The 22,262-nt window shown below is 73.7% G+C and carries 21 protein-coding genes; 6 read left to right on the top strand and 15 right to left on the bottom strand.

From position 1 onward, the window contains the following. Positions 1-10: 10 nt before the first annotated feature. Positions 11-1,378 (bottom strand): LVIVD repeat-containing protein, encoded by a 1,368-nt coding sequence (locus tag ACFWN3_RS10855; protein WP_377639446.1) that lies wholly within the window; start codon positions 1,376-1,378, stop codon positions 11-13. Between the two features lie 227 nt (positions 1,379-1,605). Between ACFWN3_RS10855 and ACFWN3_RS10860 the strand changes: the two genes are divergently transcribed. Beyond that, positions 1,606-2,244: a DUF305 domain-containing protein gene (locus ACFWN3_RS10860; protein WP_377639448.1), complete on the top strand. Its 639-nt coding sequence runs from the start codon at positions 1,606-1,608 to the stop codon at positions 2,242-2,244. Positions 2,245-2,405: 161 nt separating this feature from the next. Next, positions 2,406-4,475, top strand: a complete 2,070-nt coding sequence (locus ACFWN3_RS10865) for a hypothetical protein (RefSeq protein WP_377639450.1) — start codon at positions 2,406-2,408, stop codon at positions 4,473-4,475. Between the two features lie 25 nt (positions 4,476-4,500). On the opposite strand, the gene ACFWN3_RS10870 is transcribed toward ACFWN3_RS10865, so the two are convergent. From ACFWN3_RS10870 to ACFWN3_RS10900, 7 genes are all read right to left on the bottom strand, one after another. Further along, on the bottom strand, positions 4,501-5,040 hold the full coding sequence (locus ACFWN3_RS10870) for an amino-acid N-acetyltransferase (RefSeq protein WP_377639452.1): 540 nt from the start codon (positions 5,038-5,040) through the stop codon (positions 4,501-4,503). Between the two features lie 372 nt (positions 5,041-5,412). Next, a complete protein-coding gene (locus tag ACFWN3_RS10875) occupies positions 5,413-7,923 on the bottom strand; it encodes an ATP-dependent Clp protease ATP-binding subunit (RefSeq protein WP_377639453.1) in 2,511 nt (836 codons plus the stop codon). Between the two features lie 265 nt (positions 7,924-8,188). After that, the gene (locus ACFWN3_RS10880; protein WP_377639455.1) at positions 8,189-8,698 is read right to left on the bottom strand and encodes a hypothetical protein; all 510 of its coding nucleotides are present in this window, start codon (positions 8,696-8,698) and stop codon (positions 8,189-8,191) included. 136 nt (positions 8,699-8,834) lie between these two features. Then, on the bottom strand, positions 8,835-9,422 hold the full coding sequence (locus tag ACFWN3_RS10885) for a hypothetical protein (protein WP_377639457.1): 588 nt from the start codon (positions 9,420-9,422) through the stop codon (positions 8,835-8,837). A 108-nt stretch (positions 9,423-9,530) separates the two neighbouring features. Beyond that, positions 9,531-10,358, bottom strand: a complete 828-nt coding sequence (locus ACFWN3_RS10890; protein WP_377639459.1) for an Fpg/Nei family DNA glycosylase — start codon at positions 10,356-10,358, stop codon at positions 9,531-9,533. Between the two features lie 9 nt (positions 10,359-10,367). Beyond that, on the bottom strand, positions 10,368-10,586 hold the full coding sequence (locus tag ACFWN3_RS10895; protein ID WP_377639461.1) for a hypothetical protein: 219 nt from the start codon (positions 10,584-10,586) through the stop codon (positions 10,368-10,370). 3 nt (positions 10,587-10,589) lie between these two features. Then, positions 10,590-11,537, bottom strand: a complete 948-nt coding sequence (locus ACFWN3_RS10900) for a Ku protein (protein ID WP_377639463.1) — start codon at positions 11,535-11,537, stop codon at positions 10,590-10,592. Positions 11,538-11,723: 186 nt separating this feature from the next. On the opposite strand from ACFWN3_RS10900, the gene ACFWN3_RS10905 reads away from it, so the two are divergent. Further along, on the top strand, positions 11,724-14,705 hold the full coding sequence (locus tag ACFWN3_RS10905) for a BTAD domain-containing putative transcriptional regulator (RefSeq protein WP_377639465.1): 2,982 nt from the start codon (positions 11,724-11,726) through the stop codon (positions 14,703-14,705). A 39-nt stretch (positions 14,706-14,744) separates the two neighbouring features. Here ACFWN3_RS10905 and ACFWN3_RS10910 read toward each other — a convergent pair whose 3' ends face one another. Beyond that, positions 14,745-15,422 carry a hypothetical protein gene (locus ACFWN3_RS10910; protein ID WP_377639467.1) on the bottom strand — a complete coding sequence of 226 codons (678 nt, stop codon included), beginning with the start codon at positions 15,420-15,422 and terminating at the stop codon, positions 14,745-14,747. A gap of 118 nt (positions 15,423-15,540) precedes the next feature. Here ACFWN3_RS10910 and ligD (ACFWN3_RS10915) point away from each other — a divergent pair, with 118 nt between their 5' ends. Beyond that, positions 15,541-16,494 (top strand): non-homologous end-joining DNA ligase, encoded by a 954-nt coding sequence (gene ligD / locus ACFWN3_RS10915; RefSeq protein WP_377639468.1) that lies wholly within the window; start codon positions 15,541-15,543, stop codon positions 16,492-16,494. Further along, positions 16,487-17,368, top strand: coding sequence for a non-homologous end-joining DNA ligase (gene ligD / locus ACFWN3_RS10920; protein WP_377639470.1), 882 nt, complete (start codon positions 16,487-16,489; stop codon positions 17,366-17,368). Before ligD (ACFWN3_RS10915) ends, ligD (ACFWN3_RS10920) begins: the two co-directional genes overlap by 8 nt. 4 nt (positions 17,369-17,372) lie before the next feature. Here ligD (ACFWN3_RS10920) and ACFWN3_RS10925 read toward each other — a convergent pair whose 3' ends face one another. From ACFWN3_RS10925 to ACFWN3_RS10945, 5 genes are all read right to left on the bottom strand, one after another. After that, positions 17,373-18,011, bottom strand: coding sequence for a (2Fe-2S)-binding protein (locus tag ACFWN3_RS10925; RefSeq protein WP_377639472.1), 639 nt, complete (start codon positions 18,009-18,011; stop codon positions 17,373-17,375). 5 nt (positions 18,012-18,016) lie between these two features. Continuing rightward, positions 18,017-18,358: an Lsr2 family protein gene (locus ACFWN3_RS10930; protein WP_377639474.1), complete on the bottom strand. Its 342-nt coding sequence runs from the start codon at positions 18,356-18,358 to the stop codon at positions 18,017-18,019. 101 nt (positions 18,359-18,459) lie between these two features. After that, a complete protein-coding gene (locus ACFWN3_RS10935) occupies positions 18,460-18,699 on the bottom strand; it encodes a hypothetical protein (RefSeq protein WP_377639476.1) in 240 nt (79 codons plus the stop codon). 1 nt (position 18,700) lies between these two features. After that, a complete protein-coding gene (locus ACFWN3_RS10940; RefSeq protein ID WP_377639478.1) occupies positions 18,701-20,212 on the bottom strand; it encodes a lysine--tRNA ligase in 1,512 nt (503 codons plus the stop codon). Positions 20,213-20,226: 14 nt separating this feature from the next. Continuing rightward, positions 20,227-20,658 (bottom strand): VOC family protein, encoded by a 432-nt coding sequence (locus tag ACFWN3_RS10945; RefSeq protein ID WP_377639480.1) that lies wholly within the window; start codon positions 20,656-20,658, stop codon positions 20,227-20,229. A 51-nt stretch (positions 20,659-20,709) separates the two neighbouring features. Here ACFWN3_RS10945 and ACFWN3_RS10950 point away from each other — a divergent pair, with 51 nt between their 5' ends. Further along, on the top strand, positions 20,710-21,468 hold the full coding sequence (locus ACFWN3_RS10950; RefSeq protein WP_377639482.1) for an AAA family ATPase: 759 nt from the start codon (positions 20,710-20,712) through the stop codon (positions 21,466-21,468). Between the two features lie 35 nt (positions 21,469-21,503). Here ACFWN3_RS10950 and ACFWN3_RS10955 read toward each other — a convergent pair whose 3' ends face one another. After that, positions 21,504-22,244: a GntR family transcriptional regulator gene (locus ACFWN3_RS10955; RefSeq protein ID WP_377639484.1), complete on the bottom strand. Its 741-nt coding sequence runs from the start codon at positions 22,242-22,244 to the stop codon at positions 21,504-21,506. Between the last annotated feature and the right edge of the window lie 18 nt (positions 22,245-22,262).

Raw genomic sequence — 22,262 nt, forward strand, 5'->3', positions numbered from 1 at the left:
AGCCGCTACGTCACTTGATGGGGTAGACCGGCTGGGTCTGGGCGTTGAACTCGCTCAGCCTGACCGAGTTGGCCTTGCGCAGCGTCGGGTCCTTGAGCATGAGGACGTCGAAGCCCTTCTGGATGTCCGAGCTGTAGACGAACCCGTTGTAGTAGTACGCCGACCACGTGCCGCCGAGGTTGGTCGGGACCAGCGGGCCCCGCTCGAAGTAGTCGAGCTCCTTCGGCGCCGTGGAGTCGGTGAACTCCCAGAGGGAGACACCGCCCTGGTACCAGGACTGCACCATGACGTCGCGGCCCTTGACCGGGATGATCGAGCCGTTGTGGGCGACGCAGTTCTCGGTGGTGTTCTGCAGGCGCGGGATCTTGTAGTACGACTTGAAGGTCAGGTCGTTCGAGGCCGACAGGTCGTAGATCGCGTTGGCGCCGCGGTTCGGACCCACCTCCGCGGTGCAGGTCGCGCCGGCGCCGCCGCCGAGCTCGTCGGTGAAGACGACCTTGCTCGCGTCGGCGTTGAAGGTGGCCGAGTGCCAGAACGCGAAGTTGGTGTCGCGCACCGTCTCGATGACCTTGGGCGCCTCGGGGTTCGAGATGTCCATGATGACGCCGTCGCCCATGCACGCGCCCGCGGCGATCTTCTTGCTCGGGTAGGCGGTGATGTCGTGGCAGCCGGAGGTGTTGGTGTTGCCGCCCGCGGGGAAGAGGACCGGCGTCGCGACGACGCTGGCCGTGGTCGGGTCGGCGTGGGGCACCTTGACGATCGAGATGAGGTCGTGCGGCGGCTTGCAGTCAGCCGACGCGGCCGAGGGGCCGTAGCTCGAGACGTAGAGGTAGTCGGCGTCGCTGCCGGGCACCACGGTGTGGGTGTGCGAGCCGCACTTGGTCTCGACCGACTTGATGTACTTCGGCGCCGTCACGTCGGAGACGTCGAAGATCTTGATGCCCTCCCACGAGGCGGGGTTGTTCACCGACTGGCTCACGCTCTTGCAGCTGTCGTCGGAGCGCGAGGAGTCCGTCGACAGGTACACGAGGTTCCCGCGCACGCTGATGTCGTTCTGCGACCCGGGGCAGTCGACCTGCGCCAGGGTCTTCGGGGCGGACGGCTCGGAGATGTCGTAGATGATGAAGCCCTGGTAGTTCCCCACGTACGCCCGGTCGTCCTGGAAGGCCAGGTCGGTGCCGAACTGGCCGGCGAACGGGCCGACGTGCGGGGTGTTGCTCATGTGCTTCATGTTCTTGCTGTAACCGACCTGGTCCGGCGCCAGGGCGGTGCCCGAAACCCCGAGGCCGTCCTTCGGCCCGGCGGCGCCGGCGACACCTCCTGTCGCGAGCATCAGGGTCCCGACGGCTGCAACCGCAAGGAGTCGCATGCGCTTCATGTCCACCTCGTGTGTGTCGGCCGGGCGACGTCACGGAGCGTGGCGGCACGTCGGCAAGGGTGTGGGGTTCCCCGAGTTTGCCCCACACAGCAGGTTCATAGAGTCAGGAGAACGTAAAGATCGTCGTCGTCGAGACCGCGGTTAGAGTGGCGCCCGTGACGACCCTGCCCTCCGCGTCCCGACGTCCCGTGACCGCTCGAATCGCGGTGCGGTGCTGCGTTGTCGGCGTGGTCGGCGTCATCGGCCTCGCCGGGTGCACGAGCGAGGACCGGTCCCTGCCGGCGGTGACGGCCGGCAGCCCGAGCGTCCCCGTGCTCCAGCCCGGACGGCCCGGAGAGCCGAACGCGACCCTCACCGGGTCCGCCGCCGCCCCGACGACGACCCCCACCGCCTCGGCCAGCGACGCCCGCTTCTTCCAGGACATGATCGTCCACCACGCGCAGGCCCTCGTCATGGTGCGCGCCGTCCTCCCGGACCTCACCGACCCCGAGGTCGAGGGGATCGCCTCCCGGATCGGCGACGAGCAGGAGCCCGAGATCGGGGCGATGGCCCGCTGGCTCGAGGGTCGCGGACAGCAGGTGCCTCCGGAGGCCACCAACCCCAACCTCACCGACCACGGCGCCCACTCGATGCCGGGGATGGCCACCGCCGCCGAGGTCGACCGGCTCGCGTCGGCGACGGGGGTCGAGGCCGACCGCCTCTTCCTCACGCTGATGATCCGCCACCACCGCGGCGCCATCGAGATGATCGACGCGCACCTGCGCAACGCCGTCGACGAGAACGTCGAGGAGACCGCCGACGACATCTCGGTCACGCAGACCAAGCAGGTCGGCCAGATGCAGGCGATGCTCGACCGCCTCCGCTGACCCGACGCCCTGCGCTCCCCGTGCCCGCACACCCCGCCCTGCCGGCCCGGAACCCGCGCCACTCCGCGGCGAGCGGCTGACCGAGGGGGCCGCGGCGCCTACGCTGGTCCCGGCACGCCGCACGGCGGTCAGGCGGGTCGAGCGGAGGAACGAGAACGGTCGTGGGGGACACGAGAAGGCGCACGCCGTGGGTCGTCGCGCTCGCGGCCGCGACGGCGGTGCTCGCCCCGGCGGCCGTCGCCGACGAGGGCCTGGCCACCGGGGCCACGAGCCGGTACGTCGTCGACGCGAAGCGCACGACGGTCGAGGCCACCATCACCATCGAGCTGCGCAACGTCACCCCCGACCGCGGCGACACCTACTACTTCTACAACGAGTTCTCGGTCCCCGTCCCGGCCGGGGCCGAGAAGGCTCGCGCCCGCAGCAACGGCACGTCCCTCCCGGTCTCGCTGAGCAGGACCGAGGACGCCTCGACCCGCCTCGCCCGGATCTCGTTCCCGAACCTCCTCTACGGCCGCAGCCGGACCATCGAGCTGACCTTCGAGGTGCCGGGGGAGGCGCCCCGGTCCGAGGACTCGACCCGCGTCGGCCGCGGCTACGCCTCGTTCGCCGTCTACGGCGTCGGTGACGTCGGACGCAACACCGTCGAGGTCGTCGCCCCCAGCTCGATGTCGTTCGACGCGACGAGCGAGGCGTTCAGCGCCTCCGCGAAGGGGTCGACGACGACGCACACGGCGAGGAGCAGCGACCCCGACGGCGGCTTCTTCGCCGTGGTGTCGCTGCGCGACCCGAAGCAGGCCGACGAGCGCACCGTCGAGGTCGCGGGCACGACGCTGGTGCTGCGCGGCTTCCGCGACGACCCCCGGTGGGTCGACTTCGTCGCCGACCGCGTCACGGCCGGGGTGCCGGTGCTCGAGAGGCTCGTCGGGAACCCGTGGCCCGGTGGGCTCGAGCGGATCCGTGAGGACACCGCTCCCTCGGTGTACGGCTACGACGGTTGGTTCGACCCGTCCGACGACGAGATCGTCGTCGGCGAGCAGTTCGACGCCGACCTGATCTTCCACGAGCTCTCGCACGCCTGGCTCCAGGGCGACCGCTTCGCCGAGCGCTGGGTGTCCGAGGGCCTGGCCCAGGTGGTCGCCGAGCGGACCGTCGTGGCCACCGGAGGAAAGGCCCGCAGCCACCCCTCGGTCAGCCCGTCGTCGAAGGACGCGCTGCCGCTCAACGAGTGGGGCGGGTCGGCCGACGACCGGTCGGGCGAGATCGAGGCGTTCGCCTACCCCGCCTCCTACCGCGCCACCCGCGACCTCACCCGCCGGCTCGACGACGAGGCCTTCGCCGCGGTCGTCGGGGCGGCCGTGCGCGGGGAGCGCGCCTACGACCCCGCCGGGACCCGCGACCCCGACAGCGGGCGGACGACGTGGGCGCGCTGGTTCGACCTCCTCGAGACCCGTGCCGGGGTCGACGCCGCCGCCGTGTTCTCGCGCTGGGCCCTCACCGACGACGAGCGCGAGAACCTGCCGGTGCGCGCCAGGGAGCGGACCGCGTACGCCGCCCTCGACGAGGCGGACGGCGCGTGGCTGCCCCCGGAGGGCCTGCGCGACGCGATGACCGCGTGGGACTTCGAGCGGGCCGCGACGGTCCGCGGCCAGGTCGCCGCGCTCGGCGCGCGGGCCGTCGCGGTGCAGCAGGCGGCCGAGGCCACCGCCACCGAGGTGCCCGACGTCATCCGCACCTCGTACGAGGCCGCCGACCAGCCCGAGCAGTACGCCGCGCTGGCCGCCTCGCTGCCCAAGGCCGCGACCGCCGTGCGCGCCGTCGGCGAGGCCGAGCGCGCGGCCTCGGCCGACCGCGACCCGCTCAGCGAGCTCGGCGCGGCGCTGCTCGGCGTCGACGACCGGACGCTGGAGTCCGTGGGGCTGCTCGGCAAGGGCCGGCTCGACGAGGCGGCCGCCGTGGCCGACGACGCGAAGGGCCGGGCCGACACGGCGCTGCTCGTCGGGGTCGCCGTCCCGCTGCTGACCTTCCTCCTCCTCGTGGGCGCCCTGCTCCTGGCCCGCCGGGTCGTCGCCGGCCGACGGCCCCGTGCCGCCGCCCGTGGGGCCGAGCGCCGGCGCCTCCTCGAGGCCTCGGGGGGCGGTCAGGTCGTCCCGGCCGACTGGACGCCCCAGGGCGCGGCGCCCGTTCCGGCACCGCACGAGGTGACGCCGTCGCCCTCCGAGCGCGCCTGACCCCCCGGGTCGGCGACACGGAGGGTCACAGGACGCGGAGCATCCGGGTGTTGCCCAGGGTGTTCGGCTTGACCCGCTCGAGGTCGAGGAACTCGGCGACGCCCTCGTCGTAGCTGCGCAGCAGCTCGAGGTAGACCTCGGGCTCGACGGCCTGCCCCTCGATGACCTCGAAGCCGTGCCGCGCGAAGAAGGCGGTCTCGAAGGTCAGGCAGAACAGGCGGGACAGGCCGAGGTCGCCCGCGCGCTCGACGAGCCGCTGGAGCAGGGCCGACCCCACCCCGAGGCCGAGCGCGTCCTCGTGGACGGCGAGGGTGCGCACCTCGCCGAGGTCCTCCCAGAGCACGTGGAGGGCGCCGCAGCCGACGACCTGCCCGTCGACCTCGGCCACGACGAAGTCCCCGACCGACTCGTAGTAGGCGACGGCCTCCTTGTTGAGCAGGACGCGTCGCTCGGCCAGGGGTGCCACGAGGCCGCGGATGGCGCGGACGTCGGCGGTGCGGGCCGCCCGGACGACCGGCGCCGAGGGGCCGGCCGTCCGGGCGGCGAGGTCGTCGGTCGCGGGCACGGATCGAGCCTAGTGCGCGGCCGTCGAGGCCGTGGGCGGGTCCCGGGTGTCGGCGCCGCCGGCTCGGCACACCCGAGCCGACCCCGCGCTGTTGAGCACAGCGGGGCGGGGTTCGCCGGCGGCGCCGGCACCCTCTCCGGTCCCGGAAAGGCGGAGAAGGTGGCGGCCCGCCACCGCAGGGGTGGTGGCGGGCCGCGCGCGCAAGGTGCCCCGGAGGCCCTTGCACGTCCAAGTCTGGGGCACGTGGTGCTTGGGTTGGGTCAAGGGACGGCAAATGTTCGGTCAAGGAGGGGCGCGAGACCGCAGGTGGGACGGCCGGAGGGCCCCGACCGTGTGGTCGGGGCCCTCCGGGTACCGCGGGTGGGGCGGGGCTCAGCCCTCGGCGACGACGACCGGGACCTCGATGGCCCGCGAGTGCGGCGTGCCCTCGAAGGTGAAGGTGGCGTCCTTCTCCTCGCCCGTGGCGTCGATCGCGACGATCTCGCCGGACTTCAGCTCGCCGAAGAGGATCTTCTCGGAGAGCACGTCCTCGATCTCGCGCTGGATGGTGCGGCGCAGCGGCCGCGCCCCCAGCACCGGGTCGTAGCCCTTGATCGCCAGCAGGTCCTTGGCCGCGGGCGTGAGCTCGAGGCCCATGTCCTTGTCCTTGAGGCGCTTGTCGAGCTTGGCGATCTCGAGGTCGACGATCTGCACGATCTCCGGCCGGCTCAGCTGCGGGAAGACGATGGTGTCGTCGACGCGGTTGAGGAACTCCGGGCGGAAGTGCTGCTTGAGCTCGTCGATGACCTTGGCCTTCATCCGGTCGTAGTCGGACCGGGTGTCGGGGCCGGCCGAGAAGCCGAGCGAGCCCTTGGAGATGTCGCGGGTGCCCAGGTTGGTCGTCATGATGATGACGGTGTTCTTGAAGTCGACCATCCGACCCTGCGAGTCGGTGAGGCGGCCGTCCTCGAGCACCTGGAGCAGCGAGTTGAAGATCTCCGGGTGGGCCTTCTCGACCTCGTCGAAGAGCACGACGGAGAACGGCTTGCGGCGCACCTTCTCGGTGAGCTGCCCGCCCTCCTCGTAGCCGACGTAGCCGGGGGGCGAGCCGAACAGCCGCGACACGGTGTGCTTCTCGCTGTACTCGGACATGTCGAGCTGGATGAGGCTGTCCTCGTCGCCGAAGAGGAACTCCGCCAACGTCTTCGCGAGCTCGGTCTTCCCGACGCCCGTGGGGCCGGCGAAGATGAACGAGCCGCCCGGACGGCGGGGGTCCTTCAGGCCGGCGCGCGTGCGGCGGATGGCCTGCGACAGCGACTTGATGGCCTCGTCCATGCCGACGACGCGCTTGTGCAGCTCGTCCTCCATGTGGAGCAGGCGGCTGGACTCCTCCTCGGTCAGCTTGAACACGGGGATGCCGGTCGAGGCGGCGAGCACCTCGGCGATGAGCTCCTCGTCGACCTCGGCGATGACGTCCATGTCGCCGGACTTCCACTCGGCCTCACGGCGGGCCTTCTCGTTGCGCAGGTTCTTCTCGTCGTCGCGCAGGCGCGCGGCCTTCTCGAAGTCCTGCCCGTCGATCGCCGACTCCTTCTCGCGCACGACGGACGCGATGCGCTCGTCGAACTCGCGCAGGTCCGGCGGCGCGGTCATCCGGCGGATGCGCAGTCGCGCGCCCGCCTCGTCGATGAGGTCGATCGCCTTGTCCGGGAGGAAGCGGTCGTTGACGTACCGGTCGGCCATGTTCGCCGCGGCGACGAGCGCCCCGTCGGTGATGGACACCCGGTGGTGCGCCTCGTAGCGGTCGCGCAGGCCCTTGAGGATCTCGATCGCGTGGGCCAGCGTGGGCTCGGCGACCTGGATCGGCTGGAAGCGGCGCTCGAGCGCGGCGTCCTTCTCGATGTGCTTGCGGTACTCGTCGAGGGTCGTCGCCCCGATGACCTGGAGCTCGCCACGGGCGAGCATCGGCTTGAGGATGGAGGCCGCGTCGATGGCGCCCTCGGCCGCACCCGCACCGACGAGGGTGTGGATCTCGTCGATGAACAGGACGATGTCGCCGCGGGTGCGGATCTCCTTGAGGACCTTCTTCAGCCGCTCCTCGAAGTCGCCGCGGTAGCGGCTGCCGGCGACGAGCGCGCCGAGGTCGAGGGTGTAGAGCTGCTTGTCCTTGAGGGTCTCGGGGACCTCGCCGCGCACGATGTCCTGGGCCAGGCCCTCGACGACGGCGGTCTTGCCGACGCCGGGCTCCCCGATGAGGACGGGGTTGTTCTTCGTGCGGCGCGAGAGCACCTGCATCACCCGCTCGATCTCCTTCTCGCGCCCGATGACGGGGTCGAGCTTGCCCTCGCGGGCGGCGGAGGTGAGGTTGCGGCCGAACTGGTCGAGGACCAGCGAGCCGGCCGGGGTGCCCTCGGCGGGGCCACCGGCGGTGGCGCCGGACCCGGAGGAGGCGCCCTCCTTGCCACCCTGGTAGCCCGAGATGAGCTGGATGACCTGCTGGCGGACGCGGGAGAGGTCGGCGCCGAGCTTGACGAGGACCTGGGCGGCGACGCCCTCGCCCTCGCGGATGAGGCCGAGGAGGATGTGCTCGGTCCCGATGTAGTTGTGGCCGAGCTGCAGCGCCTCGCGCAGGCTCAGCTCGAGGACCTTCTTGGCCCGGGGCGTGAACGGGATGTGACCGGTGGGGGCCTGCTGGCCCTGACCGATGATCTCCTGCACCTGCTCGCGGACGGCCTCCAGCGAGATGCCGAGGCTCTCGAGGGCCTTGCTGGCCACGCCCTCGCCCTCGTGGATGAGGCCGAGGAGGATGTGCTCGGTCCCGATGTAGTTGTGGTTGAGCCCCCGTGCCTCCTCCTGGGCGAGCACGACGACGCGCCGAGCGCGGTCGGTGAACCGTTCGAACATGGTGCTTCTCCTGACGTCGAGTCTCCTCGATGCTAGTCGCGCCGGCTGGGAGCCGACCCCCGCTTTCGCGAGTGGTCCGGTCGCCGGACGACGCCTCGTATCGAGGGGTCCAACGCGGGCACGCGCCACGCGTGTTCCGTGTTCGCTGTTGGCATAGCGACAAGAGCCCCCGTCCAGGCGCCGCCCGGGGGCGCCCGGGCGGCCCGTCGGACGAGCAGGGCCCCCGGCGACGGGTGCGTCGCCGGGGGCCCTGGGTCGGGGCAGGTCAGCCGCAGGTCGACGCCTCGTTGTGCGGCGTGAAGATGCCGTGGGCGTTGTGCAGCCCGACCCAGGCGTGCAGCGTGTACACGGGGAGCCCGCCGAGCACGCTGGGTCCGTCGAAGGGGACCCCGGCGTAGGTGGGCCGCGCCTGCCCCTCGTCGACGACGATGAACTCGGTGGCGACGAGGCGCATCGACCCGTCCGCCTGCGGCTCGTAGACGAGCACCTCGGGGTGTGAGGGGTCGACGACCCCGCCGTCGAAGAGCCGCGGGAGGTCGGCGTAGTGCACGCCCATGCCCTGGACGCACTCCGTCGCCGGGACGAAGCCGGCGGCCAGGGCCCGGTCGACCCGGTGGTAGGCGGCGACCCCGGCGCGGGTCTTCGCGAGGGCGCTGCGGACCTCGGGCGTGGCGGGCGCGTCGCCGTGGGCGAGGGCCGGCTGGGCGGCCAGCACGCCGACGGTGGCGGCGGCGAGGACGGCGACGGTGGCGGTGAGGCCTCGGGTGGTGCTCATGGTGGTTCCTCTCGGTGTGGAGCTCGTGGTGGAGACGCCGGTCGTGGCGTCCTGGGTCGACGGTGGTCGGGACCGCTTGGACCGGGCTTGGGGTCCGGGTGGGGCTGCTTGGGCCGCACTTCGGCGGGCTCGGGGGTCAGGACCGGGCGTTGAGCCAGCCGACGACGACGGCGGTCCACCAGGCGCCCTGGGACACCCCGGACGCGACCAGCCCTCGGAGGAGGAGCCCTCGCGGCAGGTGCGGCGCGCGGGCGGCCGCCGTGGCGACCTCGTGCCCGAGGCTCGTCGCGTAGCCGCCGTTGGCGCACGCGACGACGACGGCCAGCAGCTTGCCCTGGGTCAGGACGGAGGTCGGGTCCGGATGCAGCAGCCCGCCGGTGAGGACGAGACCGGCCATCCCGAGCCAGATGGCCGGGTGGGCCAGGGCCGCGAGCCGGGCGGTGTCGGCGAGGGTGACGCGGCCCAGCATCCAGCGTGCGCCGGTGAGGTCGAGGAGCAGCACGGCCCCGAAGCCCAGGGCCAGCGCAGTCAGGTGGCCGAGCAGGGCGACGTCGTGCAGCAGCGGGTCCCGTGGGACGTGGGGAGCCACGAGGACGGCGGTGGTGACGGCGGCGACCCCGGCGGCGCCGGTGAGGAGCGCGCTGCGCACGGGGGAGCGCCAGGACCGGGTGGGGCGAGCCACGGGGGGCACGCGCTGGACGGGGGGACGGGTGAGGGTGCTCATGGCAGCACCGTGGGGTCAGGCGCTTGGGCCCTCCTTGCCCGCGGCTTGTGGGGGCCCGGCCGTCACGGGGCGGACGGGGCCGCCGTCAGCCCCAGGGGCCTGGGGCGGTCAGGTGCGGCGCTGGCAGCGGCCGCACCAGAAGAGGTTGCGCCCCGCGACCACCTGCGTGCGCACCTTCGACCCGCAGACGGGACACGGCTGTCCGGCGCGCTTGTAGACCGACGACCGGCGCTCGGTGAGCCGCGGGACCTCCCCGCGGCCCAGGGCTGCCTCGACGTCGAGCACCTGGTCCTCGACGGTGACGATGCGCCCCGTCGTGACCCCCAGCGGCATGAGGCGCTGGAGGTCGGCCCACACCAGCCGCCAGGAGGCGCGCTTCATCCGGCGTCCCTCCGTGAACGGCGACAGCCGGTGCCGGAAGAGCACCTCGGAGCGGTAGACGTTGCCGACCCCGGCGAGGACCGACTGGTCCATGAGCAGCTCCGCGACCGAGCGCGACGACCTGCGGATCCGGGCCCACGCGACGTCGGGATCGGCGTCGGCCCGCAGCGGGTCGGGGCCCAGGCTCGCGAGGACCGAGTCGACCCGCTCGGGGGAGGCGACCTCGCACAGGGTGGGTCCGCGCAGGTCGGCGACGTGCTCGTTCGTGCGCAGCCGCAGCCGCACCTGACCGACGACGGGGACCTCCGCGGTCCACGCGTGGCTGTCGACGGTGAAGCTGCCGATGAGGCCGAGGTGGACGTGCAGCCACCGGTCGCCGGCGAACTCGGCGAACAGGTGCTTCCCGCGCGAGGTCGCTCGCAGCAGCTCGCGGCCGGTGAGCTCGGCGGCGCCCTCGGCGAACTTGCCCTGCGGGCTGCTCACCTCGGGGCTGGACCCGGCGAAGGCCTCGTGGAGGTCGCGGGCGAGCGCGAACAGCGTGTGACCCTCGGGCATGGCCCCAGCCTAGGCGGGGGCGTCGGGCACGGCGCGCAGCAGCCGCACGCCCTTCGGGCCGACCCCGTGGAGGGCGAGCAGCTCGCCGTCGCCGAGCGCGTCGACCTGCTCCCACGTCGTCAGGCCCGCGTCCGCCAGGGCGCCGCGCACCGGTCCGCCCACGGCGTCCTGCTCGTGCGGCGGGACCGAGCGGTCCTGGACGGTCGGACGGCCGCGCGCAGCCGGCACGGGTCAGCTGGCCTTCTTCTCGCTCTTCTTGGCCGTCGTCTTCTTCGCCGCGGACTTCTTGGCGGTCGCCTTGGCGGTCGTCTTCGCGGTCGCCTTCTTGGGGGCGGTCGTGCTCGCCGTCTCCTTCCGCGCCGCGCCGGCGGGCGCCTTCGACGCGGCGGCGGGCGCCTCGCCGCGACCGGCCTTGGCCTTCTCGACCGAGCGGGCCAGGGCCGCGAGCAGGTCGACGACCTCGCCGGACTCCTCCTCCTCGGGTGCGCTGACGCGCACCTCGCCGCCCTCGACCTTCGCGCGCACGAGCTCCTTGACGGCGAGGGCGTAGTCGTCCTCGTAGTCGTCGGGCTCGTAGTCGCCGGCGAGCTGGTCGATGAGCATCTTGGCCATGTCCATCTCCTGCTTGGACGCCTTCTGGTCGTCGTCGAGATGGGCGAAGTCGGCCGCCCGGATCTCGTCGGGCCACAGCATCGTCTGCATGACGATGACCCCGTCGCGCACCCGCAGCACGGCCATCGTCATCCGGGTGCGGATCGAGACGGTGACGATCGCCATCCGCTTCTCGCTCTCGAGGGCGTCGCGCAGGAGGACGTAGGGCTTGGTCGCGGACCTGTCGGGCTCGAGGTAGTAGCTCTTGTCCAGCCACATCGGGTCGATCTGGTCGGACGGGACGAACTTGGTGACCCCGATCTCCTTGCTCGTCTTCGAGGGGAGGTCGGCGAAGTCGTCGTCGGTGAGGACGACCATGTCGCCGTCCTCGGTCTCGTAGCCCTTGGCGATGTCGTCGTACGACACCTCCTCGCCGTCGATCGAGCAGGTGCGCTTGTACTTGATCCGCCCGCCGTCCTCGCGGTGCACCTGACGGAACTGCACGTCGTGGTTCTCGGTCGCCGAGTACAGCCGCACCGGCACGTTGACCAGCCCGAAGGAGACCGCGCCCTTCCAGATCGCCCGCATCGCCGACCACGCCCTTCCGAGGTGCTCGCGCCCCTCCGTCGGGAGCGCGGACTCCCAGCGTAGGCCCGTCCGGCCTGCTGGCGACCCCCTCGGCGACCCTTCCGTCGTCGGGCCCCGCGGCGCCCTCGGGACGCCGATGTCGTCGAAACCGCGCCCGGGAGGGTCCTCGTCCCCGACACTGGGCGCGTGACGGACCGGGCCACGTCAGGCCCCGCAGGGGGCCCGTCGATCGCGCCTGCCCCGACCGGGCTCGAGGTCCGCGTCCTCGGCGGGCTCGAGCTCGTCGTCGACGGGCAGCCCGTGGCGCTGCGCGGGCGGGTGCGGCGCCGGCTCGTCCTCGCCCTCCTCGCCGGCCCGGGTGCGGTCACCGCCGAGGACCTCGTCGAGGGGCTGTGGCCCGACCGCGAGGTCGACGACACCGCGGTCAACGCCGTCCACGCCCACGTGTCGCGGCTGCGTCGCCTCCTCGACCCCGCGGGCTCCGGCCGGGGCGCCCGGTGGCTCGCGTCGGAGGGGTCCCGCTACCGCCTCGCGCCGACCCGGGTGGACGCCGAGGACCTCGAGCGCCGGATCAGCGGGGCCGAGGCGCTCGTCGCGACCGACCCCGCGGCGGCGCGGGCCCTGCTGGCCGACGCGCTCGCCGAGACGCTCCCTCCGGTCACCGAGGACCTCCCCGCGTGGGAGGTCCTCGCGGGGCACTGGCGGATGCGGTGGCGCCACGCGGAGGAGACCTGGGCCGACCTCGTCGTCCGCTCGCCGGAGTCCGCCGCCCGGGCCGACGACCTCCTCGCCCTCGCCCGCGCCGAGCCGACCCGCGAGGTCCGCTGGGCCCTGGCGATGCGTGCCCTGGCCCTGGCCGGACGGCAGGCGGAGGCGCTCGCGGCCTACCGCGAGGCCCGGGAGGTGCTCCTCGAGGAGGTCGGGGTCGAGCCGGGCAGCGACCTGCGGCTCACCCACGAGGCGGTCCTCCGGCAGGCGCAGCTGACCCGCGTCGGCTGGGAGGCCGCTCCCGGTGCCGCGCCCGTGCCGCCGACCACCTTCGTCGGTCGCGAGGCCGAGCTGGCGCTGCTCGACGACCTCGTGGCCCGCCACCGGGTCGTGACGGTCCACGGCCTCGGCGGGATGGGCAAGAGCCGGCTCGTCGCCGAGTGGGTCACCCGGTCGGGACGCGGCGGGTCGACCCACTGGGTCGACCTGCGCGGCGCCACCGCCGACCTCGTCGCGCACCGGGTGGCCCTCCAGCTGGGCCTCGCCCCGGCCGACGACAGCCCGCGCACGAGCCTGGAGGCCGTCGTCGTCTCCACGGCCCCGCTCCCCGTCCTCGTCGTCCTCGACGACGCCGACGCCGTGACCGACTCGGTCTCGGCCGTCGTCGCCACGCTCACCACGGCGCTGCCCCAGCTCACCGTGCTCACGACGTCACGGGGGCCGCTCGGGGTGACGGGCGAGCGCCCCGTCCTCCTGCGGGCGCTGGCGCCGGACGACGCCGAGCGCCTCGCCGCCCAGCGGCTGGGCAGCCCGGGCCCCATGGCCGCCGAGGTCGGGCGCCGCAGCGGCGGCGTGCCCCTGGCCGTCGAGGTGCTGGCCCCCGGGGCCGCCGAGGCACAGGACGGGACGGCCGCGGCCGACCTCCGGGAAGCCGTGCGCGACGCGGTCCTCGGCCTGTCGGGCGACGCGGCCGGGGTCTTCGCCGCGCTGGGCCACCTGCCCGCCGGGGCGACACCCGACCTCGTCCGCAGCCTCCTCGCGACGCCCGACGACCACGTGCTGCGCCGGGTGCTGCGAGAGCTCGTCGGCTCCTCGCTCGCCGTCACCGAGCCGCGGCTCGCCCACGACGGCCGTCCCGTGCTGCGCCACCGCGTGCTCCAGCCCGTCGCCGACGCCGCCGTCCCACCGGCGGCAGGCGGCACCGCGGACGCCGACGGCGCCTTCTCCCGCTGGCTCCTGACCCACCTGCCCGCCGTCCACGGTGAGGTCCCCGACTGGCGTCGGGTGCGCGTCGTCGGCGACGAGCAGACCAACCTCGACGCCGTCCTCGGCCGCCTCGCCACCGACGACCCGCGGCGACTGCTGGAGGCCGTCGTGCGGCTGGCCTCCTGGTGGGCGTGGTCCGGGCAGTCCGCGACCGGGCAGCGGTGGGTGCGCACCGGCCTCGACGCCGCCGGGGAGGGTGTCCTCCCGGCCGGGCTGCACGCCGAGGCCCTCATGCTCGCGGCGACGGGCCGCGGCCTGGGCCACCTCGCGAGCCACGTCGCCGAGCTCGACGAGGCCGTGCGCCTCCTCGGCGCCGAGGACGACCCCGGGCTGCGCGCGGGCGTCCTCGGGCTGCGGGCCGTCGCCCGGGGCTGGCGCGGCGACCTCGACGGCTTCGACGCCGACCACGCCGCGGCCCGGCAGCTCAGCCGCGGGGCCGGCCGCCCGTGGATCGACGTCCACCTCGACTCGGCCGGGGCGCTGAGCCGGGCGGCCCGGGGCGAGCCGCGCCAGGCGGTCGACGACCTCCTCGTCGTGGCCGGCCGGTTCGGCGACCTCGGCGACGACCACGCCCGCACCGTCGCCGTGCACTTCGCGATCACCGTCGCCGGGATCGTCGGCGACGAGCGCCTCGACACCCTCGTCGACCTGGGCCAGGAGGCCGCGGCGAGCGCCGGGTCGCCCGCGGCCGGTGCCCTCATCGCGGGCGAGGCGGCCAAGCACAGCCTGCGCCGGGCGGTCGGGTCGGGGATCGACGTGGTCGGCCTCGTCGAGCGGCTGGAACGGGCCGCGGTCGACCTCGAGCGGGTCGGCAACGGTCGCACGGCCGCCGTGGTGCGCCGCGACCTCGGGCTGCACCTCCTGCGCACCGGCGACCGGTCCCGGGCCGAGTCCGAGCTGCGCACTGCAGCCGCGCGCCTGCTCGTCCTCGACCCGGGGGCCGGTGCCCTTGCCGTGGCCGCGCTGTCGTCCCTGGTCCGGGGACGGCAGCGCGACCTGCTCGGTGCGGCGGCGTGGACCCTGGCCACGGCCGGCGGGACGCCCCTCCTCGCGTCCGACCGCGACCTCCTCGCCACGTTGACGGCGACCGGACCTCCGCCGGCGTCCCACGCGGCACCGGCGGAGGTGGTCTCCCGGACGGTCGAGGCGGTGCAGGCCGCCCTCGAGGTGCCTCGGCTGGGGATCGGCGCCTGAGGCGCCCGCGTGGACCCGGCCGAGCCGTCCTGCAGGGGGTCAGCCGAAGACCTTGGCGTACATGGCCTTGAGGGCCGGCAGCCGGTCGGTGTCGGCCACCGCCACGTTCTTGACGATCTTCGCCGTGTCACCCTGGTACCGCGCGGTGATGTAGCGGATCTTCGTGCCGTCGACGACGGAGATGCTCTGACCGACGTTCACCGGGGACTTGAACACCGAGTAGTACGCGTCGGTCATGCCCGCGACGGGTTTCGCACCCTCGTCGGTCGACTTCTTGATGAAGGTCGCGACGTCGGCCGCGTCGTCGAAGGCGAGCGTGCCGACGGTCATCGAGTCACCCTTGCCGCCGAGGGCGAACAGGCAGTTGCGCAGGGTTCCCGCGTACCCGTTGAGGGGCTGCTGGACGATGGTGCCCGTGACCGGGTCCTTGAGGGGTCCGGACGCGAGCTCACCGACCTGCTCCGCCGTGACCCAGGAGCACCTCCCTCCGGGCTGGCTTCCGTCGAGACCGGTCTTCGGGTCGTCGAGGCCCGTGCCGGCTGCCGCGGTCGGCGAGGCGCTCGCGGTCACGGCGGGGGTGGTGGAGGACGCGCCGCCGCCGGCGGGCGGTGCGGTGGTGGAGGCCGCGGGCTCCTTCGCGCTGCCGCAGCCCGCGAGGGCCAGTGCGACGAGGGCGATGGTGGCCGGCGCGGCCCGGTGGGCGTGGGATCGGGTCATGGCTTCTCACCTCCGGGGTGGGGTCCGGGGCGGTCCCGGTCCACGAAGGGTCGCGAGCGGCGCTGACACCTCGCTGACATCTCGGACGGGACCGGGAGCGGCCGGGCAGGATGGGGCCGTGGCCCCCTTCCGTCCGATGCTCGCGACCGTGGCCGAGCGAGTCCCGACCGGCGACGCGTGGGTGCACGAGGTGAAGTGGGACGGGATGCGGGTGCTCGTCGACGTCCGCGACGGCGTCGTGACGGTCTGGTCGCGCAGCGAGCGCGACGTCACCGCCGCGTTCCCCGAGCTCGACGCCCTCGGCGGCGCCTACGAGGACATGCTGCTCGACGGCGAGGTCGTCGCGCTCGAGGCCGGTCGGCCGAGCTTCCGCGCCCTGACCGAGCGGATGCACGTCTCGAAGCGGCGCCAGGCCGAGCAGCTCGTGGCGTCGCGCCCCGTGACGCTCATGGTCTTCGACCTGCTCCGCCTGTTCGGCAACGACCTGCGGGCGCAGCCGTGGAGCGCCCGCCGCGCGCTGCTCGAGCAGCTCGACCTCGCGGGACGCTCGTGGCAGGTGCCGGAGGTCTACGAGGACGGCACCGAGCTCCTCGCCGCGACGGCCGCGCAGGGCCTCGAGGGGATCGTCAGCAAGCGCCGGGCGGCCCCGTACGCCACGGGCCGCCGTTCCCCCGACTGGCGCAAGACCGCGCACCGGAGCACCCACTCGGTCGTCGTCGGCGGCTGGCGCCCCGAGGTGGGCTCGTCGGCCGGGCGGCTCGGCGCGGTCCTCGTGGGGCTGCCCGACGGGGCCGGGGGCTGGCGCTACGCCGGTCGGGTGGGGTCGGGTCTCGCGGGGTCGGCGGGCCAGGCGCTCGCGATGCGGCTGCGGCGGATCGGTCGTGACGACTCCCCCTTCTCCGACGAGGTCCCCTCGGTCGACGCCTCCGGCACGACGTGGGTGGAGCCACGGCTCGTCATCGAGGTGCGGGCGCTCGAGCTGACCTCCCAGCACCGGCTGCGCCAGCCGGCCTACCTCGGCGTCCGCTCCGACCTGACGCCCGACGACCTCGTGGAGGCCGAGGATGCCTGAGCGCTACCTCCCCGAGGTGACCCGCGTCGAGGTCGCCGGGCGCAAGCTGCGCCTGACGAGCCTGGACAAGGTGATGTACCCGTCGACCGAGACGACGAAGGGCGAGGTCCTCAGCTACTACGCCCAGGTGGCGCCCGTCCTCCTGCCCCACCTCGCGGACCGACCGGTGACCCGGGTCCGCTGGCCGCACGGGGTCGAGGACCAGATGTTCTTCGAGAAGAACCTCCCGTCGGGTGCGCCGAGCTGGCTGCCGCGGGTCCCCGTCGACGACGTCACCTACCCCCTCGTCACCGACCTCGCGGACCTCACCTACCTCGTCAACCTCAACTCCCTCGAGCTCCACGTGCCCCAGTGGACGATCGAGGACGGCGAGCCGCAGCACCCCGACCGCCTCGTCATCGACCTCGACCCCGGGAAGCCGGCCGGGCTGCACGAGTGCGCGCAGGTGGCCCTCCTCGTCCGCGACCGCCTCGCCGCCCTCGGGCTCGAGCTGTACCCGGTCACCTCCGGGAGCAAGGGCATGCAGCTCTACGCCGCCCTCGGGGGTGACCTCAGCTCCGACCAGGTGCGCGACCTCGCGATGCAGCTCGCCCAGGAGATGACCCGACGCCACCCCGACCTCGTCCTGTGGAAGATGACGAAGTCCCTGCGACCCGGCAAGGTCTTCCTCGACTGGAGCCAGAACGTCGGCGCCAAGACGACGATCAGCCCCTACTCGATGCGTGGTCGTGAGCTGCCGTGCGTCGCGGCCCCCCGGACCTGGGACGAGGTGGAACGCGGTGCGGCAGAACCCGACTCGCTGCACCAGCTGATGTTCGACGAGGTGCTGGACCGGCTCGAGGCCGACGGGGACCTCGTGGCCGACCTGCCCTGACCCTTCAGGGGGTGGTGCGGCGCGACCTCGGGCAGCCGGCGCACTCGACGCACCCCGGCAGGGCGTAGATGAGGCAGCACGACTCGCGGAGGACGGCCCCGGGGCGCAGCAGGCCGGCGGCTGCCTCGGCCTCGCGCCGGGCGGCGTTCCACATGTCGTCGACGAAGGCGCCGCGGGCGTGCGGGCCCAGCCGCGCCTGCGCCGGGTAGCGCTCGGCGAGCGGCTCCGCGACGAGCCGGTAGTCGGCCTCCGCGCGGTCGAGGCGGGCGCCGAGGTCACCGGGGTCGGCGACGACACCGGTGACGCGGACCCGCTCGGGGACGAGCGCGGGACCGAGGTCGAAGGTCAGCCCGTCGAGGTCGGCGCGCCACGGACCCGCCGCGGCCGCGTGCGCCGCGGTGTGCGCCGGGACCTGGAGCAGCCACTGGAGGACGAAGGCGGCCGCGACCTGCGGAGGCGCGGAGACGGCGTACCAGCGACCCTGCAGCGAGGTGAGGTCGCGCTGCCAGGCCCGGGCGTCGGTGGTGGCGAGGTCGTGCGAGAGGACGGGCCCGCCGGTGGTGAAGCGCAGCCACGCGTGGCGCCGGGACATCGACGACACGGCGCCCTCCGGGTCGGGGGGCGCCGTGTCGGGATCGTGCACCGGACTCAGGCGTGGGCCTTGTCGTAGGCGGCCTGGACGTCGGCCGAGATGCGGCCCCGGTCGCTCACCTGGTGGCCGTTGGAGCGGGCCCACTCGCGCACGGCGGACAGGTCGGTCTTCGAGCCGCCCCGCGAGGCGGAACGGGTCGCGCGACCGCCGCTCTTGCGGCCACCCGTGCGCTCGGCGTGACCGATCCACACGGCCAGCTCGTCGCGCAGCCTGGCGGCGTTGTCGCTGGTGAGGTCGATCTCGTAGGACACGCCGTCGAGCGAGAACGAGACGGTCTCGTCGGCGGGGGAGCTCTTGTCGAGGTCGTCGACGAGGAGCACCTGGACCTTCTTTGCCATGGTTTTCCCTTCAGCGGATTCTTCACCGAAAACGGCACCGGGAAATGGTGCCCACCCGAAAAGGTAGCAGTGCGCCCGGAAAGGTGTGAATCCCGACAATGTCAGGAATCGGCGCGCGAATTCCCCGATGCCGCCGACGGCCCGTCGCCGGGGTCTTGAGGGGGTGATGGCGCGGGTCCGGCGGCCGCACGACGCGCGTCCTCCTCGATCTCGAACCGTTTCTGGGCGAGCCGCTCCCGGCGGTCTCCCTCGATGATCGAGCGGATGAGGAAATAGAAGAGGGTCGCCACGAGAATGGTCGGGAGAATGGCGGTGAGATAGGGCGTGACCGCGTCGACCATCTCAGGCCTCCGGCTTCAGGTGCGGAAAGAGAATGGTCTCGCGGATGTTCGCGCCGGTGAAGAACATGACGAGCCGGTCGACGCCCAGGCCCAGGCCGCCCATCGGCGGGGCGCCGTACTCGAGCGCCCGCAGGAAGTCCTCGTCGAGCTGCATGGCCTCGGGGTCGCCGCCGGCGGCGCGCAGCGACTGCTCGGTGAGCACCTCGCGCTGCACCACGGGGTCGACGAGCTCGGAGAACCCGGTGCCGCGCTCGACCCCGCCGATGATGAGGTCCCACGCCTCGATGTGACCGGGCTTGCTGCGGTGCGGACGGGCCAGCGGCTGGGCGATGGCGGGGTAGTCGCACAGGAAGGTCGGCTGGAGCAGGCCGGGCTCGACGAGCTCGCCGAGCAGCTCGAGGAAGACCTTGTCCTTCTCGAGCCCGGGGTCGACCTCGACGCCGTGCGCCTGCGCGTACCCGAGGAGGGTCTCCCTCGGGGTGTCGATGGTGACGGTCTCGCCGACGACCGCGCTGACGCCCTCGTACACCGGCAGCCAGCGCCACTCCCCGTCGAGGTCGACGGTGCCGGCCGGCGTCTCGACGGTGCGCGAGCCGAGGGCGTCGGCGACCCCGAGGTAGAGGTCGCGGATGAGGGCCGCGATCGAGGTCTGGTCGCCCCACGCCTGGTACGCCTCGAGCATCGTGAACTCGGGGGAGTGGGTGGCGTCGACGCCCTCGTTGCGGAAGATCCGCCCCATCTCGTAGACCCGGTCGACCCCGCCGACGACGGCCTTCTTGAGGTTGAGCTCGAGGGCGATGCGCAGGACCATCTCGTGGTCGAACGCGTTCATGTGGGTGCGGAACGGGCGGGCCGCGGCACCGCCGTGGACGAGCTGGATGACCGGGGTCTCGACCTCGACGTAGCCCTGCCCCTCGAGGACGCCGCGCAGCGCCCGCAGCGCGGTGGCCTTGGCCCGCACCATGTCGCGGGCCTCCTGGCGCACGACGAGGTCGGCGTAGCGCTGGCGCACCCGCGACTCCTCGGAGAGCTCCTTGTGGAGCACGGGCAGCGGGCGCAGCGCCTTGCTCGCCATCTCCCAGCGGGTGGCCATGACCGAGAGCTCGCCGCGGCGCGAGGAGATGACGCGGCCCTCGACGAAGACGTGGTCCCCGAGGTCGACGTCGGCCTTCCACGCCGCCAGGGCCTCCTCGCCCACCTCGGCGAGGCTGAGCATGACCTGGAGGCGGGTGCCGACGCCCTCCTGGAGGGTGGCGAAGGCGAGCTTGCCGGTGGTGCGCACGAAGACGACGCGGCCCGCGACCCCGACGACGTCGTGGGTCTCCTCGCCCGTCTCGAGGTGGCCCCACCGCTCGCGCACCTCGGCGAGGGAGTGGGTGCGCGCGACCGCGACGGGGTAGGCCTGCCCGCCGCCGGCGACGATCCGGTCGCGCTTGTCGCGACGGATCCGCAGCTGCTCGGGCAGGTCGGGCTCGGTCGCGGGCGCGGGGGCGTTCTCGGTCACGAGGGTCAAGCGTACGGCGGGGCTCAGGAGCCGCCGCGCCCCTCCCCGCCCACCGGGCCGCTGATCCCCCAGCGGTGCCCGAAGGGGTCGACGAACCACGCGTTGTCCGTGCCGTACCCCTCGTACACCCCGCGGTCGTCGGCGGTCGCGCCCTCGGCGATGGCGGCGTCGAGCGTGGTCCGCACGTCGGCGACGGGGAGCATGAGGCTGACGGCGGCGCCCGGGCCCGTGGGGGCGACGGCGCCGTACGACGGGGCCTCGTCGGCGAGGTAGACGACACCGTCGCCGATCCGCAGGGCCGCGTGACCGATGGAGCCGTCGTCGCCGACGTACGGATCGCCCTCGACGACCGCGCCGAGGACGCGGCCGTACCAGTCGATGGCGTCGCGGGCGCCCTTGACGGCGAGGTAGGGGACGGCGGCGGGGCGGGGGAAGCGGGTGTCCTCGGTGCGCATCCCCCCACGCTAGGCCGACCGGCGTCGGACGGCGCGGCTAGGGTCGCGGCCATGGCATCGCGGACCCACCGGTGGACCGACGGGCTGCCCGCCCGCCGGGTGGAGCGGGCGCGCGACGCCGAGCTCCCGGCCCCCGACGTCTGGCCGCTCACCGTCCCCGCCGTGGCGCAGGTGCTGGGCGAGGGCCTGGACCTCGCGCGCTGCACCGTGCTCGTCGGCGAGAACGGGTCGGGGAAGTCGACCCTCGTCGAGGCGCTCGCCATGGCCGCGGGCATGAACGCCGAGGGCGGCTCGACGGGGGCGACGCACTCCACCCACGCGAGCGAGTCGCCGCTGCACGAGTGGCTCACCGTCGTGCGCGACGGCGGGGCGTCGCGGTGGGGCTACTTCGTGCGTGCCGAGACGATGCACGGGCTCTTCACCTGGCTCGACACCCACCCCGGCCCGACCGACCCCACCTTCCACACGATGTCGCACGGCGAGTCGTTCGTGACGCTCCTCGGCACCCGGCGGTTCCGTGGCGACGGGCTGTTCGTCCTCGACGAGCCGGAGGCGGGGCTGTCCTTCGCCGCCCAGCTCCACCTCGTCGCCGAGCTCACCGAGATGGCCCGGCGACCACGCACCCAGGTGGTCCTGGCCACCCACTCGCCGGTGCTGGCCGCCGTCCCGGGTGCGCTCGTGCTCGAGCTGGGCGAGCACGGCATCCGACCGACGACCTGGGAGGACCTCGAGGTCGTGACCCACCACCGCAGCTTCCTCGCCGAACCCCGGCGCTACCTGCGCCACGTCGTCGACGACCTCGACGACTGAGCCGACGACCCTCCGAGGACGCGGCGACCCCGCGCTCAGCGCTCGTCGAGGAGGAGGTCGAGGGAGTAGTCCTCGGCGCGGTAGCAGTGGTCCCCGAACTCGATGGCCGCACCGTCGCCCCCGAACGCGGTGCGCGTCATCGTGAGGACGGGCTGCTGGCCGACGATGGCGAGCCGGCGGCGCTCGGCGGGCGTCGGCATCCGGGCCCCGACGCTCTGCCGGGCCACGACCGGGTTGGCCCCACGGGCCCGCAGGGCGGCGTAGAGCCCGTCACCCGACAGCTCCTCGAGCGTGATGTCGGCGAAGGTCGGCGGCAGCCAGTTGCGCATGACGGCCAGCGGCGAGCCGTCGGCCGACCGGAGCCGCACGACCGCGAGCAGCTCGGCGTCGGCCGGGAGGTCGAGCGCGGCCGCCGCACGGGGGTCTCGCACCGGCCCCAGCTCGAGCACCGTCGTCGTCGGCGCCTGCCCGGCGCGCAGGAGGTCGTCGTGGAGCGAGGAGAGCGCCGCACGACGGTGCACCTTGCGGTTGGCCACCGTCGTGCCGATGCCCCGCCGCCGCACGAGCAGCCCCTGGTCGACCATCTCCTGCATCGCGCGGCGCACCGTGGGGCGTGAGAGGTTGAGGCGCGCGGCGATGGCGAGCTCGTTCTCGAACGGGTCGCCGGGCTGGAGCAGTCCGTCGTGGACGGCGGCGGTCAGCTGCTCGGAGAGCTGGTGCCACAGCGGCACCGGCGACGTGCGGTCGATGCGCACGTCGACGAGCCGGGTCTCCATGGGACAGGACTGTACAGT

Source organism: Oryzobacter terrae, assembly GCF_042756445.1.
GTDB classification, from domain to species: Bacteria; Actinomycetota; Actinomycetes; order Actinomycetales; family Dermatophilaceae; genus Oryzobacter; species Oryzobacter terrae.